This is a genomic window from Pseudomonas sp. CVAP#3 (assembly GCF_018986375.1).
In the GTDB taxonomy this organism is placed as follows: Bacteria; Pseudomonadota; Gammaproteobacteria; order Pseudomonadales; family Pseudomonadaceae; genus Aquipseudomonas; species Aquipseudomonas helvetica.
Map to the genome: position 1 here is coordinate 188,122 of NZ_JAHMSC010000003.1, position 14,132 is coordinate 202,253.

General features: G+C 58.4%; 13 protein-coding genes and 1 pseudogene. 7 read left to right on the plus strand and 7 right to left on the minus strand.

Annotated elements, in window-relative coordinates:
• Positions 1-211: 211 nt before the first annotated feature.
• Entirely contained in the window at positions 212-1,591 is a 1,380-nt protein-coding gene (locus KRR23_RS07050; protein ID WP_216741907.1) for a sodium:solute symporter, read from the plus strand.
• A gap of 169 nt (positions 1,592-1,760) precedes the next feature.
• Here the strand turns inward: KRR23_RS07050 and KRR23_RS29290 are convergent, their stop codons facing one another.
• Positions 1,761-1,889 (minus strand): PA1414 family protein, encoded by a 129-nt coding sequence (locus KRR23_RS29290; RefSeq protein ID WP_009042667.1) that lies wholly within the window; start codon positions 1,887-1,889, stop codon positions 1,761-1,763.
• Positions 1,890-2,104: 215 nt separating this feature from the next.
• The gene (locus KRR23_RS07055; RefSeq protein WP_216741908.1) at positions 2,105-3,031 is read right to left on the minus strand and encodes a LysR family transcriptional regulator; all 927 of its coding nucleotides are present in this window, start codon (positions 3,029-3,031) and stop codon (positions 2,105-2,107) included.
• Between the two features lie 103 nt (positions 3,032-3,134).
• Between KRR23_RS07055 and KRR23_RS07060 the strand changes: the two genes are divergently transcribed.
• Positions 3,135-4,313, plus strand: coding sequence for an MFS transporter (locus tag KRR23_RS07060; RefSeq protein WP_216741909.1), 1,179 nt, complete (start codon positions 3,135-3,137; stop codon positions 4,311-4,313).
• On the opposite strand, the gene KRR23_RS07065 is transcribed toward KRR23_RS07060, so the two are convergent.
• Together KRR23_RS07065 and KRR23_RS07070 are read right to left on the minus strand one after the other, a co-directional pair.
• The gene (locus KRR23_RS07065) at positions 4,261-5,190 is read right to left on the minus strand and encodes a DMT family transporter (protein ID WP_216741910.1); all 930 of its coding nucleotides are present in this window, start codon (positions 5,188-5,190) and stop codon (positions 4,261-4,263) included. The two genes, KRR23_RS07060 and KRR23_RS07065, sit on opposite strands and share 53 nt — an antisense overlap.
• Positions 5,191-5,287: 97 nt before the next feature.
• Positions 5,288-6,124 carry a S1 RNA-binding domain-containing protein gene (locus KRR23_RS07070; protein WP_019692453.1) on the minus strand — a complete coding sequence of 279 codons (837 nt, stop codon included), beginning with the start codon at positions 6,122-6,124 and terminating at the stop codon, positions 5,288-5,290.
• A 352-nt stretch (positions 6,125-6,476) separates the two neighbouring features.
• On the opposite strand from KRR23_RS07070, the gene KRR23_RS07075 reads away from it, so the two are divergent.
• The 5 genes and pseudogenes from KRR23_RS07075 (at position 6,477) to KRR23_RS07095 (ending at position 10,041) form a co-directional block, all read left to right on the plus strand.
• The gene (locus KRR23_RS07075) at positions 6,477-6,665 is read left to right on the plus strand and encodes a hypothetical protein (protein WP_017337097.1); all 189 of its coding nucleotides are present in this window, start codon (positions 6,477-6,479) and stop codon (positions 6,663-6,665) included.
• A 176-nt stretch (positions 6,666-6,841) separates the two neighbouring features.
• Entirely contained in the window at positions 6,842-7,711 is an 870-nt protein-coding gene (locus KRR23_RS07080) for a DUF6279 family lipoprotein (protein ID WP_216741911.1), read from the plus strand.
• A gap of 106 nt (positions 7,712-7,817) precedes the next feature.
• Positions 7,818-8,555 (plus strand): annotated as a pseudogene (locus KRR23_RS07085) (DUF899 domain-containing protein).
• A gap of 268 nt (positions 8,556-8,823) precedes the next feature.
• Positions 8,824-9,423 (plus strand): papain-like cysteine protease family protein, encoded by a 600-nt coding sequence (locus KRR23_RS07090; protein ID WP_216741912.1) that lies wholly within the window; start codon positions 8,824-8,826, stop codon positions 9,421-9,423.
• Between the two features lie 9 nt (positions 9,424-9,432).
• Positions 9,433-10,041, plus strand: a complete 609-nt coding sequence (locus KRR23_RS07095) for a hypothetical protein (RefSeq protein WP_216741913.1) — start codon at positions 9,433-9,435, stop codon at positions 10,039-10,041.
• Between the two features lie 265 nt (positions 10,042-10,306).
• Here the strand turns inward: KRR23_RS07095 and KRR23_RS07100 are convergent, their stop codons facing one another.
• The 3 genes from KRR23_RS07100 to relA all read right to left on the minus strand — a co-directional run bounded on the left by KRR23_RS07100 (position 10,307) and on the right by relA (position 14,101).
• Positions 10,307-10,849: a DUF2058 domain-containing protein gene (locus KRR23_RS07100; RefSeq protein WP_216741914.1), complete on the minus strand. Its 543-nt coding sequence runs from the start codon at positions 10,847-10,849 to the stop codon at positions 10,307-10,309.
• Positions 10,850-10,874: 25 nt separating this feature from the next.
• A complete protein-coding gene (gene mazG / locus KRR23_RS07105; RefSeq protein WP_216741915.1) occupies positions 10,875-11,708 on the minus strand; it encodes a nucleoside triphosphate pyrophosphohydrolase in 834 nt (277 codons plus the stop codon).
• Between the two features lie 149 nt (positions 11,709-11,857).
• Complete coding sequence (gene relA, locus KRR23_RS07110; protein WP_216741916.1) at positions 11,858-14,101, minus strand: GTP diphosphokinase; 2,244 nt, start codon at positions 14,099-14,101, stop codon at positions 11,858-11,860.
• Positions 14,102-14,132: the final 31 nt, after the last annotated feature.

The following is a 14,132-nucleotide window of genomic DNA, read 5'->3' on the forward strand; positions in this document are numbered from 1 at the left end:
TCGCTCGCTAAAGCGGTCATGTGCAAACCGCCAGACTCAAGCATTACTCGTAGGGACAGGACGTTTGTGGCGAGGGAGCTCGCTCCCGCTCGACTGTGCAGCAGTCGCATTTTTGGGGCCGCTACGCAGCCCAGCGGGAGCAAGCTCCCTCGCCACAGCAAGCCTTGCTCCTACGAGACTCTTATAAGAAAGACAATCGGAGACACGCTTCATGGCTTTGGATTTATTCGTTGTACTCATCTATGCCGCCGGCATGCTCGTGCTGGGCTATTACGGCATGCGCAAGGCCAAGACCCACGAAGACTACCTCGTGGCCGGTCGTAACCTCGGTCCAACCCTGTACATGGGCACCATGGCCGCTACCGTACTGGGCGGCGCATCGACCGTCGGCACTGTTCGCCTGGGCTACGTCCACGGTATTTCCGGCTTCTGGCTCTGCGCCGCGCTGGGTTGCGGGATCATTGCGCTGAACCTGTTCCTGGCCAAGCCGCTGCTCAAACTGAAGATCTTCACCGTTACCCAGATCCTCGAAAAGCGTTACAACCCAATGGCCCGCCAGGCCAGTGCGGTGATCATGCTGGCCTACGCGCTGATGATCGGCGTGACCTCGATCCTGGCGATCGGCACCGTGCTGCAAGTGCTGTTCGGCCTGCCCTTCTGGATTTCGGTGGTACTCGGCGGTGGCGTGGTGGTGGTGTATTCGACCATCGGCGGCATGTGGTCGCTGACCCTGACCGACATCGTTCAGTTCGTGATCAAGACCGTTGGCCTGATGTTCATCCTGTTGCCGATCTGCCTGTACCGCGTGGGCGGCTGGGATGAGCTGGTATTGAAACTGCCAGCGTCCAGCTTCAGCTTCACCACCATTGGTTGGGACACCATCATCACCTACTTCATGATCTGCTTCTTCGGCATCCTGATCGGCCAGGACATCTGGCAACGGGTGTTCACCGCCAAGAACGAAAAAGTCGCTCAGTACGCAGGCACCATTTCCGGCTTCTATTGCATCCTCTACGGTCTGGCCTGCGCGCTGATCGGTATGGCTGCGCACGTGCTGATCCCGGACCTGGACAACGTCAACAACGCCTTCGCCGCAATCGTCAAACTGTCCTTGCCTGACGGTATCCGTGGCCTGGTCATCGCTGCAGCCCTGGCCGCCATGATGTCCACCGCCAGCGCCGGCCTGCTCGCCGCATCCACCACCCTGACCGAAGACCTGCTGCCAAAACTGCGCGGTGGCAAACAGTCGAGCCTGAGCATCAACCGCCTGTTCACCCTGCTGACCGGTATTGTCGTGCTGGGCATCGCATTGGTTGTGAGTGACGTGATCAGCGCCCTGACCCTGGCCTACAACCTGTTGGTGGGCGGCATGCTGGTTCCGTTGATCGGGGCCATTTTCTGGAAACGTGCGACCACCTCCGGCGCTATCGCCAGCATGGGCCTGGGCTTCGTGACCGCCCTGGTGTTCATGTTCAAGGACGGCCTGGATGCCAACACCCCGATTTACTACAGCCTGGCGATTGGCCTGGTGAGCTTCGTTGTGGTCAGCCTGCTGTCCCCTCGCCCGGTTGCACAAGCCAGCATTGCCTGATCGCAGACTATCAATAGAAGCGCTTTCTTCGGCGGGTGTGGCGTCGGTTGCCACACCCGTTTTTTTCGTCTGGAGAAACAGAAAGATCGCAGGCTTCGACAGCTCCTACAGTTTGGCACGATGCCAGCAGGAGCTGTCGAAGGCTGCGATCTTCGGCGTTGGACGGTGCTTACCGGCGGCGTTGCTGACGGCGACGTTGCTCATCGTCGGTGCGGATTGGCACGGGTTGCAGAGGTGGTTCGATCAAACCAAGCGCGACACCGAGGTCATGGAGCCAGTTTTGCAGTTTCTCTTTCATGGTGCCCCCCTTCAGGGTAGTGCTGAGCGACCGGGTTCTATAGACGCTTCATACAGATAGTAGTCCGAAGTCTTACGCAATGCTCGCCTCAAAAGGCAAAGATCTGTTACCGAATTCATCAAAATCACTGTGGCGAGGGAGCTTGCTCCCGCTGGGACGCGAAGCGGCCCCAAAACCATTCACCCAGCCCTTTAGGGCTGAACCCGCCAAACGCCTTACGACTGCTGCGCAGCCGAGCGGGAGCAAGCTCCCTCGCCACAATCGTTTGTCGAAGATGAGACCGCATACACCGCTTGTTGCACTTCGATCCACGCATTCAGATTGGCGCCGAGCATACCCTTGCGCCACATCAGCCAGGTGGTGGCACTGGCGAAAGGCTCGGCCAATGGATGCACGGCCACACTCTCGCGTCCCGGCAGACTGGCCAGCATCGACTCGGACATGAGCGCCACGCCGGAACCGGCAATCACACACGCCAGCATCCCCTGATAGGACTCGATTTCCATCGCCCGCCCCATCGCCGCATGATCATGGGCGAACCAGGCCTCCAGGCGCATCCGGTAGGAACAGCCCTGGCGAAAGGTGAACACCGAACGCCCCTGCACATCCAGCGCGCTGCGCACCGGCGGGTGATCGGCTTCGCTGATCAGCACCAGTTTTTCGTCACACAGCGGCACACCGTCGAGCCCGGCCAGCTGCAGCGGGCCATCGACCAGCGCGGCATCAAGGCGCCCGGTGAGCAGGCCTTCGAGTAATTCGCCGCTGGGCGCCGACTGCACTTGCAGGTTCACCGCCGGATAAGTGCGGTGATAGCGCGCCAGCAAACCCGGCAGGTGAATCGCCGCGGTGCTGTACATGGTGCCCAGCACGAAATCGCCGGCCGGTTGCCCGCCCTGCACAGCTGCGTGGGCTTCGTCATGCAGGGCAAACAGCTTGGCGGTGTAGTCCAACAGCACTTTGCCTGCGGGCGACAACTGCAAACGCTGACGCTCACGCAAGAACAGTTCTACGCCCAGCTGATCTTCAAGCTGCTTGAGCCGGGTCGACAAATTGGACGGCACCCGATGCAAGCGTTCTGCGGCGCGGGTGATGGAACCTTCCTCGGCCACCGCCTGGAAGATGCGCAATTGGCTGAATTCCACACCTTTCTCCAAATAAGAACAAGTTACTCACTATTATTCATTTTTAAAGAAAGTCAATCAGTCCTAGCCTGACGGTCATTGCTCCGTTGCAGGAATCCTGACCATGTCGCCGCTTATACGCTTACTCGCCAGCTTCATTGCCTTGATGATGGCCATGGGCATTGGGCGCTTTGCGCTCACTCCGCAGCTGCCGCATTTGCTCAGCGAAGGTCAGATCGACCTGACTGCCGCGGGTCTGATTGCGGCAGCCAATTACCTGGGCTACTTCATCGGTGCCGTAGACGCGATGTTCGCCCGTCGCCCCGAGCAAGTCCGTCGGCGCTTGCTCGGCGGATTGTGGCTGTGCGTGCTTCTGACCCTTGCCTCGTTCTGGGCCACGGGCTTCTGGCCGCATCTGGTTTTGCGCTTCGGTACCGGTGTAGCCAGCGCCTGGGTGCTGGTGATGATCACCGCGTTGAGTCAGCCATTAGCGATGGCCGCCGGACGTCCACGGCTCGGCGCACTGGTATTCGCCGGGCCGGGCCTGGGGATTTTTCTGACGGGTTTGCTCGCACTTGGCTCGAACCTGTTCGGACAAAGCTCTGCGACCTTGTGGCTGGTGTATGCCGGCGTAGGCCTGGCGATGCTGTTGGTGATTCTGCCGATCCTGCCGCAACCGACTGCGAGCGCGGCAGCCACAGCCACGGCCGTCTCCTCAAAGAGTGCCGGTATCCGGCGACTCGGTTTGATCTACGCGCTGTATGGCCTGGGCTACATCATTCCGGCGACCTTCCTGTCGCAGATGGCCAGCGCCCGTTTTCACGGTCAATGGCAGGCCGATTTGTTCTGGCCGTGTTTTGGCCTGGCGTCCGCCACCGGTGTGCTGCTGGTGAGCTTGCGCCGGCATAATCCCAATGCCACGCGGCACTGGCTGATCGCGACGTTATGGCTGCAAGCCGCCGGGGTCTTCGCTTGCCTGCTAGGCAGCGGTCTCGGTCTGGCCCTGGGGGTGATTCTCTGTGGCACGCCGTTTCTGGCCTGCATGCAACTGGTGATGCAGCGCTCGCGAGAACTGGCGCCGCAGGCCACCCAGCGCAACGCCGGCCTGCTGACCGCGTGTTTTGCCGTGGGTCAGCTCAGCGGGCCATTGCTGGCAGCGCTGAGCAGCCACTTCAGTGGTGGCTTGCAACCGGCGTTGATGGTGGCGGGCAGCGGCCTGCTGGTAGCCGGTGGTTTAATGCTGCGCCCACTCAACGCTCCAGCGCTTTGTGCAAACGACGGCGCACCCACTGTTCTGCGCTGACAAAGGTGATGCCGAGCAACACCAGCACGGCACCGACGACGAAATTGACACTCAACGGTTCACCGAGCAGCAACACCCCGAAGGTGACACCGAACAGCGGCGTCATGAAGGAGAACACCGCAAGGTTCGACGCCAGGTAACGGCGCAGCAGCCAGAACCACGTCAGGTAGCTGAAAAACGATACCACCAGCCCTTGGAACAGCACGCTGGCCACCGCCACGTTAGTCAGATGGACGTGGGTAATCTGCCCGCTTAGCGCGGCAATCAGCAGCAGGCCGAGAAAACCGACGATCAGTTGATAAAACAGGGTCAAGGTCGCCGGTGCTTCCGACAACCGTGAGGCGCGCACGACCACAGTCGTCGCGCCCCAGGCGGCCCCCGCCAGAACGCCGAACGCATCGCCGAGCAGCATCCGCCGGTCCAGATTGTCCCAAGACACGCCCCCGGCAAATGCCACGGCAATACCGATAAACGCCAGCAGGATCCCCAGCCATTGCAACCGTCGCAAACGCTCGCTCGGCAGCAGCCAATGCACGCCCAATGCGGTGAAGATCGGCGCGGTATAGAGGAACACCGACATGTGCGCCGCCGTGGTCAGTTTCAGGCCTTCAGCGATGAACAAAAACTCGGTGGCAAACAGACCACCCGCCAGCAAACCGCCGCGCCAGGTGCTGCCAACCTGATTCCAGCCGCCCTTCCAGCAGATCAGCAAACCCACCAGCAATGCGGAAATTCCGGAACGTGCGGCGGCCTGCATCACCGGTGCGATGTCCGCCGCCGCCCATTTGATCATGACCTGCTGGATACCCCAGATCAGGCACAACCCGAACATCACTTGCAGGGCAAAACCATCGGCGCTGCGCCGAGTGGCAATCACCGCGAAACCTCGCGAACGGTTAACGACATGGCAGTTACTCACTAAAAACAAAATGCCCCGGTACTTGGCCGGGGCAGTCAGGTCAGGTCAGCTCGGATCAACTCAGTTCAATGCGATCCGCATGAATGACGATCTGGCCGTTCTTGTAAAGCGCGCCGATGGCTTTCTTGAAGTTGCCTTTGCTGACGCCAAACAGGCTGCTGATCAGCGCCGGGTCGCTCTTGTCGCTGACCGGCAAGGTGCCGTTGTTGTCGCGCAGTTTGGCGAGAATCTTCGAGTTCAGGCTGGTGGCGGCTTCTTCGCCCACGGGCTGCAGGCTCAGGCTGATCTTGCCGTCGGCGCGGATCTCCTTGATGAAGCCCTTCTCTTCCTTGCCGGCACGCATGAACTTGAAGATTTCGTTCTTGTGGATCAAACCCCAATGCTTGTTGTTGATGATCGCCTTGAAACCCATGTCGGTCGCTTCAGCTACCAGCAAGTCAACTTCCTGGCCGGGTTTGTAGTTGGCCGGGGTTTTGTCCAGGTAGCGATCCAGACGCGCGGTCGCGGTAATACGGCGGGTGTGCTTGTCAAGGTAGACATGCACCACGCAGTATTCGCCCGCGGTCATCTGACGCTTTTCTTCGGAATACGGCAGCAGCAGGTCCTTGGGCAGACCCCAGTCGAGAAACACACCGATACTGTTGACTTCAACGACTTTAAGACTGGCGAAATCACCGACCTGAACTTTCGGTTTTTCAGTAGTTGCGATGAGTTTGTCATCGCTGTCCAGATAAACAAAAACGTTCAGCCAATCTTCATCTTCGCTGGGAATATCTTTGGGGATATAACGATTCGGCAGAAGGATTTCGCCATCCGCGCCACCGTCCAGATATAAACCAAAGTTAGTGTGTTTAACCACTTGCAAGCTGTTGTAGCGCCCGACTAAAGCCATTTCCAATACCCTCATTGCTTGGGCGCCATTCTACCCGGTTTTGCCGGTGCTGTTGGGTGACTGGCCGGCTTGCGAAGAAAAATCCGCTGCAAGGCTCATTTTTCCTGGGTTTTGCACCAGGGCAGAGCCCGCTCGTCAGACCGTCCGGACGGCTTTCTGCTGATATCGGTAAGCCATACACGGTACTTTTCAGGCCTGCGTTCTTATTCAAAACAGCAGCTTAGGTGATTATTGCGAACAATAACTTATGAATAATCGACACCTGCCCTCGGTTATTTCAGGCAGATATTCACCAAGCAATTGTCAAGTATTTCCTGTACGATGCCTGGCCAAGTTAATTTTCTACAGGTTAATGGCCGCCATGCGTGTAAAAGCATCCAACAGCAAAGCAAAGCCAGCTCCAGCCGTTGAAACCAGCGAATCGATCAACAACCAGATTGCTGCTTTCCTCAAGTCCGGCGGCGAGATCCAGCAAATTGCCAAAGGCGTCAGCGGCCAGACATTCGGCCCGTCCAAACAGATCACCCTGGGCAAAAAGTAATACCCCCCTCGCGTCACCCTGGTCCCTAAGCGCTTTGAGCTTCGAAGCGCTAGGACTGGAACCCTCCTCCCCTGCCACACCCTTCAAGACCAAACGTGCGTTCAATTTGATCAGTTGAACAGCCGGGTCCATCCTGCATTCAGATACCAGAACTACGCCCTTGCAAGGATTGGCTCATGTCGCGCTGGTTGAAACACCTGGCCCTGTTCCTGACCCTGTGCCTCTCACTATCGGCCTGCAACCGAGTGAGCCTGGCCTATCGCAATCTCGACATCATCATTCCCTGGACGCTCAACGACTACCTGGACATGAACAGCGAGCAGAAAGGCTGGCTCAGCGAACGTCTCAAGGAACACCTCACTTGGCATTGCTCCACGCAAATACCCGGCTACGTCGACTGGCTCGACCGTTTGCAGCAGATGGTCGAAACCAATCGAGTCACAGACGCTGCACTGCAAGCCCGCATCAAGGAAGCCAAGCAAGCCATTGCCCAGACCGCCCGGGAAATCACCCCGTCGGCGGTCGAGTTGTTGCAAGGCTTGAATGACCAGCAGGTCAACGAGATGAAACAGGCCTTCGCCAAAGACCAGCGCGCGCATCAGGAGAAATACCTCAAAGCGCCGCTGGCACAGCAGATCAAACATCGCATCGAGCGGATGGATAAACGCGTGGACGACTGGCTTGGTCCGCTCAACACTGTTCAGGCGCAGCGCGTCGTTGCCTGGGCCAACGCGCTGGGCGAGCAAAATCAGCAATGGATCGCCAACCGCGCACATTGGCAGGCACTGTTCAGCGCAGCAGTGGAACAACGCCACAGCGGCGACTTTGCGCAACGCATCGAAACCCTGCTGGTCGATCGCGAGACCCTATGGACCCCGGCGTATCGCCAGGCTTACACCCACACCGAAGCCGAGGCGCGCAGCCTGATTGTCGACCTGATGGCCGACAGTACCGCCGATCAACGCCAGCACTTACTGAAAAAAATCGACAAGATGCGCAGCGATTTCAGCGCATTGAAGTGCTTGAAGGCAGCAGGTACGTCTTAAGCGATCTGCGCTGCCGGCAACCGATCAGCGGCTTGTCGATTACAGCGTCGGTCAAACGGCTAGGCTGTGTAAGCCACAACACGCCAACCTCGCAGGAGGGAAAGTCATGAACAGCGTGCAACAGCATAAGGTCGTGTCCCGAGAAGACTGGCTCGCGGCCCGTAAACAGCATCTGATTCACGAAAAAGCCTTTACCCGGGAGCGCGACAAACTCAGCGCCGAACGCCGCGCACTGCCCTGAGTAAAAGTCGACAAGAACTATGTGTTCGAAGGCCCCGACGGGCGGCAAAACCTCGCCGATCTTTTCGGTGGCAACAGCCAGTTGATCATCTATCACTTCATGTTTGGCAAGGGCTGGGAAGAAGGCTGTCATGGCTGCTCGTTTCTGTCCGACCACTTCGACGGCGCCAACCTGCACCTGGCCCACCACGACGTCTCACTGGTGGTGGTTTCCCACGCGCCATTGGCGCAATTCCAGGCGTTCCGCAAACGCATGGGCTGGAAGTTCAAATGGGTCTCATCGGCCGGCAGCGACTTCAACGCCGACTACAAGGTGACCATCAGCGATCAGGAACTCGCGGACGGCACCGCGACCTATAACTACGAAAAAAGCACCAGCACCGAAGGCGAACTGCCAGGGCTGAGCGTGTTTTATCGCAATGACGCCGGGGAAGTCTTCCACACCTATTCCACCTACGCTCGCGGCCTGGACTTGCTGGTCGGTGCCTATAACTTCCTCGACCTGACGCCCAAGGGCCGCAACGAAGAGCAGGGCATGAAATGGGTGCGCCATCACGATCGTTACGAGACCGCGCCAAGCGCCAAAGACTGTGGCTGCGAGTAAAGCTGCCGGCCCCTCGCCCCGGTTGGGGCGAGGGAGTGCAAGCGCTCTCTCCACTCGAAGACGTCCGCCACAAATATATGCATTGACGCATTATAGATTTGCGCTAACGCATATTGCGTCCTAAGGTTACAGCGAGACCCGATCGGAGCAGGCCATCGAAAATGGCAAATAGCGCAAGCCGATACCTCACCCGCTAAAAAGCAGTTTTATTTCAATTAGGTACATATACCCAAGCTGGACGCTTATGTTCATTCATGGAGGATGAATCATGTTACTGACTGAAGAAACACACTTTAAAAGTTCGGCCACCGGCGAAGCACTTCCCAAATGCCTGTCCCAACACCTTATCAACCCTGAACTGACCGATAGTGAAACATCGGTAGAGCCAGCAGCGTTGGCCGCTGCCAGCCTCAGCTTCAGCATGCAGCGACAAACCCAGACCAACTGGTGCTGGGCAGCGGTTTCGGCGTCTGTTGGCAACTATTACGGCACCGGGCCCTGGACCCAATGCGTCGTCGCCAACTACGAACTCGACAGGAACTCCTGCTGCAACCAGCCCGGCCCCTGCAACGTTTATGGCTATCTGGATTCGGCTCTCAATACCACAAGAAGCTTTGCGGGCATGAGCCAGGGTTCGATCCAAATGAGCGCCATCGAAAACCAGATCAACATGGGAAGACCCATCGGCATACGCGTTGCCTGGTATGGCGGTGGCGCTCACTTCCTGACGTTTTATGGGACCAACGGCAACTATGTATTGGTTGCAGATTCCATCTATGGCTATTCAACGCGCGCATTAAATACGTTCCCCGGCTCATACAACGGCGGCGGCAACTGGACCAACACTTACTTCACCCGAAAAAACTAGGAGGGCAGCATGAAACTTTCTTACCCAACGGCGCCTTCCAACGGCGTACAAACACTGCGCCCCGCTCTTCAAACGGCCTTGCAGACACAAGGCTTTGGCATCAACCGCCAGTTTGCAAATGCCGTTCCGAGCAAAATCAGCCTCTCCGAGCCTTACCGCGGTTATTCACTGAGCCTGGAAGACCTGACTCAGGGCAAAGGCTTGAAAGCGGCCACCCAAGGTAACTGGCACTACCTGGTGTTTTCCGATGGAACGACCATTGCCGATGCAGAACTGGCCGAAGTACACGGCAATATCGAGTTCTCATCGCTGAACCATGGCGCGATGGCCCCCGCCACCGTCAGCGCGCTGAACCTGGCAGAAAACTCGGCGAGCCTGCAGGGAAAATCCTATGAGCTCAGAGTGTTGTTTGTCTCGGCACTGCACTTTGTGGCGATCTGGCTGCATGCAAACGACGCCGGTAATGAGGACATCATTATTCCGATAGAACCGACACCCAAGAGCCTGGCCAGTACGCAGCTGTATAACGAGGCCAAAATACTTGCCCTGCTGACGCCTGCCGCCAACCAGACCAAAAAACTGTTTGATGCGGACACTACGGGATTGTTGGGGAGTTAAATCAGAGTTGGTGAGCTGAAATGTAAAAAAGCCCGGACAGTGTTCGCAATGCTGTTCACTTAAGGAAGTTTGGAGGCCTGAGAAGTATCTGTGGCGAGGGAGCTTGCTCCCGCTGGACTGCGTAGCAGGCCCAATTCAGGGCCGCTTCGCGCCCCAGCGGGAGCAAGCTCCCTCGCCACAACTGCGGATGTGCCTGAAACATCGGCTTAAGTGAACAGCATTGCGCCTATGTGCGGGGTTTGTCGTTGTTGCAACCTTTAAAGGCTTACCACATCAGATCATCAGGGATCTGATAGGCCGCGTACGGATCGTCTTCGGCGCTGACTTCTTCTGTCTTCACATTCAGTTGCACGATGCGTTGTGGATCGCGCTCCTGGATCTTCAGTGCCGCCTCACGAGGAATCACTTCGTAGCCGCCAGCGTGATGCACGATCGCCAGGGAACCGCTGCTGAGCTTGTTGCGCATCAGGGTGTTGACGGAGATGCGCTTGACCTTCTTGTCGTCCACGAAGTTGTAGTAGTCCTCGGTGGTCAACTTCGGCAGGCGCGAGACTTCGATCAATTGCTTGACCTGCGCGGCACGGGCCTTCTGCTCGACCTTTTCCTGCTGCTGGCGATTGAGTTCCTGGTCGCGCTTGACCTTCTCGGCCATGGCTTCCTGGGCCGCACGCTGCTGGGAATCATCGAGTTCGATCTGGCCTTTATGGGCCAGACGTTGCTGCTTCTGTTTTTCTTTGCCGACCTGTTTGGCCTGCTTTTGGTTGACCAGCCCTGCTTTGAGCAACTGGTCGCGAAGGGAAAGGCTCATGGTGCTTACTCACTTAGGCAACAGCTCAGCCGCAGCTGGGCAAATTCTTTTCCTGACGTTTGGCTTCGCCCCACAAGGCGTCCAACTCTTCGAAGGTGCAATCTTCTATGGGACGGTGGGTGTCGCGCAATGCCTGTTCGATAAATCGGAAGCGTCTTTCAAACTTGCTGTTGGCGCCGCGCAATGCGCTTTCGGGATCGACCTTGAGGTGACGCGCCAGGTTGACCACTGAAAACAGCAGATCGCCGACTTCGTCACTGATCGCTGTCGCGTCGTTATCCGCCATGGCTTCAAGCACTTCATCAAGCTCTTCGCGGACCTTATCGAGCACCGGCAATGCATCCGGCCAATCGAAACCCACCTGCCCCGCGCGCTTTTGCAGCTTGGCCGAACGGGACAACGCCGGCAGCGCTGCCGGCACATCATCGAGCAAGGACAATTGCTCAGGGGCCTGGGACTTCTCGGCCCGTTCCTCGGCCTTGATCTCCTCCCAGCGTTGCTTGACCTGCTCCTCACTGAGGCGCGGGATATCCAGTGGTGCGTACAGATCGCCGGTCGGGAATACATGGGGATGACGACGAATCAGTTTGCGGGTAATGCTGTCGACCACGCCGTCGAACTCGAAACGCCCCTCTTCCCGCGCCAGTTGGCTGTAATACACCACCTGGAACAGCAGGTCACCCAGCTCACCCTGTAAATGATCGAAGTCGCCGCGCTCGATGGCGTCGGCCACCTCGTAGGCTTCTTCCAGGGTATGCGGGACGATGGTCCGGTACGTTTGCTTGATATCCCACGGACAGCCGAACTGCGGATCCCGCAGGCGGTTCATCAGGTGTAGCAAGTCTTGAAGTGAATACATCTATCAATCTCTTCACACTGTAGGAGCAAAGCTTGCTCGCGATGGCGGCATGTCTGACACACCGCTATCGCGAGCAAGCTCAGCTCCCACAAGGTCGGCGCCGTGCCAGGCAAATCGCTTTCGCGGGCCCGCTCCCACATTGATCACCATCACGGGGTACGGTTGCGCCGGGTTTCGATGATGTTCGGCAATTGGGAAATACGCCCCAACAACCGCCCCAATGCGTCCAGCCCCGGAATCTCGATGGTCAGGGACATCAACGCGGTGTTGTCCTCTTTGTTCGAGCGAGTGTTGACCGCCAGCACGTTGATCCGCTCGTTGAGCAGCACTTGCGACACGTCACGCAGCAGACCGGAACGGTCGTAGGCACGAATGATGATGTCCACCGGGTAGGTCAACACCGGCACCGGGCCCCAGCTGACCTGGATGATCCGCTCAGGCTCGCGTCCAGCCAGCTGCAGCACCGAGGCGCAGTCCTGGCGGTGAATGCTGACGCCACGACCCTGAGTGATGTAACCGACGATCGCATCGCCCGGCAACGGCTGGCAGCAGCCGGCCATTTGGGTCATCAGGTTGCCGACGCCCTGGATCTGGATGTCGCCGCGCTTGCCCGGCTTGTAGCCAGTGGCTTTGCGCGGAATCAGTTCCAGCTGTTCGTTGCCGCGTTCCGGCTCGACCAGTTGCTGTGCCAGGTTGACCAACTGCGCCAAGCGCAAATCGCCGGCACCCAAGGCTGCAAACATATCCTCGGCGGTTTTCATGTTGGCCTTGTCGGCCAGCTTTTCGAAATCCACCTGCGGCAGACCGAGGCGATTGAGTTCGCGCTCGAACAGGGTTTTACCGGCCGCGACGTTCTGGTCGCGCGCCTGCAATTTGAACCAGTGAACGATTTTTGCCCGCGCCCGCGAGGTGGTGATGTAACCCAGGTTCGGATTCAGCCAGTCGCGGCTCGGCGTGCCGTGCTTGCTGGTGATGATCTCGACCTGCTCACCGGTCTGCAGGCTGTAGTTGAGCGGAACGATCCGCCCGTTGATCTTCGCGCCCCGGCAGTTGTGACCGATTTCGGTATGTACGCGGTAGGCGAAGTCCAGCGGTGTGGCGCCTTTTGGCAAGTCGATCGCGTGACCGTCGGGGGTGAAGATGTACACCCGATCCGGCTCGATATCGACCCGCAGCTGTTCCGCCAGACCACCGATATCGCCCAGCTCTTCGTGCCACTCGAGCACCTGACGCAGCCAGGAGATTTTCTCTTCGTAGTGATTGGAGCCGGATTTGACGTCGGTGCCCTTGTAGCGCCAGTGCGCGCAAACGCCCAGTTCGGCCTCTTCGTGCATCGCGTGGGTGCGGATCTGTACTTCCAGCACCTTGCCTTCAGGGCCGATGACCGCAGTGTGCAGCGAGCGGTAGCCGTTCTCTTTCGGGTTGGCGATATAGTCGTCGAACTCTTTCGGGATGTGCCGCCACAAGGTGTGGACGATGCCCAGCGCGGTGTAGCAGTCGCGCATTTCCGGCACCAGCACGCGCACCGCACGCACGTCGTAGATCTGGCTGAACTCCAGACCCTTGCGCTGCATTTTGCGCCAGATCGAATAGATGTGTTTGGCCCGGCCGCTGATGTCGGCATCGACGCCGGTAGCCTGCAATTCGGCCTGCAACTGGTTCATCACATCACTGATGAACCGCTCGCGATCAAGGCGCCGCTCATGCAGCAACTTGGCGATCTGCTTGTACTGGTCAGGCTCCAGGTAACGGAAGGACAAGTCCTCCAGTTCCCATTTGATATGACCGATGCCAAGACGGTGAGCCAGCGGCGCGTAGATGTCGAAGACTTCCCGGGCGACCCTGTTGCGCTTTTCGTCATCGGCGGTTTTCACCGCACGGATCGCGCAGGTGCGCTCGGCCAGTTTGATCAGCGCGACGCGGACGTCGTCGACCATGGCCACGAGCATCTTGCGCAGGTTTTCCACCTGGCCCTGAGAGCCCAGCACCAGCGATTGGCGCGGGCTCAGGCTGGCGCTGATCGCCGCCATGCGCTGCACGCCATCGATCAGTTTGGCGACCACCGGGCCAAAGCGCTGGCTGACGGCCGGCAGCTGGATATGTCCTTCGCGTACGCCACGGTAAAGAATTGCCGCGACCAGCGAATCCTGATCGAGCTTGAGGTCGGCGAGGATCTCTGCGATCTCAAGGCCCGTACGAAAACTCGACGTGCCTTCGGACCAGAGATTCTTCGCCGCTTTGTCTTGCTGTTCGGCCTGACGAGCGAACTCGCAGGCTTCTTTCAAGGCTTCGCGATCCAGTGCCGGATCGACACTGACCGCATGATCGAGCCAAGCCTCGAGATTGATACTGCCGTCGGTATTGATCGGCTGGTGTGCTCTCACCTGTACCATCTTGCTTACCTTCCCTACGACGCAGATTCAA

Excerpts from the sequence above, each read along its gene's own strand:
- KRR23_RS07070 (WP_019692453.1), bottom strand. The coding sequence starts at position 6,124 with ATGGCTTTAGTCGGGCGCTACAACAGCTTGCAAGTGGTTAAACACACT.
- KRR23_RS07075 (WP_017337097.1), top strand. The coding sequence starts at position 6,477 with ATGGCCGCCATGCGTGTAAAAGCATCCAACAGCAAAGCAAAGCCAGCT.
- KRR23_RS07090 (WP_216741912.1), top strand. The coding sequence starts at position 8,824 with ATGTTACTGACTGAAGAAACACACTTTAAAAGTTCGGCCACCGGCGAA.
- KRR23_RS07080 (WP_216741911.1), top strand. The coding sequence starts at position 6,842 with ATGTCGCGCTGGTTGAAACACCTGGCCCTGTTCCTGACCCTGTGCCTC.
- KRR23_RS07100 (WP_216741914.1), bottom strand. The coding sequence starts at position 10,849 with ATGAGCCTTTCCCTTCGCGACCAGTTGCTCAAAGCAGGGCTGGTCAAC.
- mazG (WP_216741915.1), bottom strand. The coding sequence starts at position 11,708 with ATGTATTCACTTCAAGACTTGCTACACCTGATGAACCGCCTGCGGGAT.
- relA (WP_216741916.1), bottom strand. The coding sequence starts at position 14,101 with ATGGTACAGGTGAGAGCACACCAGCCGATCAATACCGACGGCAGTATC.
- KRR23_RS29290 (WP_009042667.1), bottom strand. The coding sequence starts at position 1,889 with ATGAAAGAGAAACTGCAAAACTGGCTCCATGACCTCGGTGTCGCGCTT.
- KRR23_RS07095 (WP_216741913.1), top strand. The coding sequence starts at position 9,433 with ATGAAACTTTCTTACCCAACGGCGCCTTCCAACGGCGTACAAACACTG.
- KRR23_RS07060 (WP_216741909.1), top strand. The coding sequence starts at position 3,135 with ATGTCGCCGCTTATACGCTTACTCGCCAGCTTCATTGCCTTGATGATG.
- KRR23_RS07050 (WP_216741907.1), top strand. The coding sequence starts at position 212 with ATGGCTTTGGATTTATTCGTTGTACTCATCTATGCCGCCGGCATGCTC.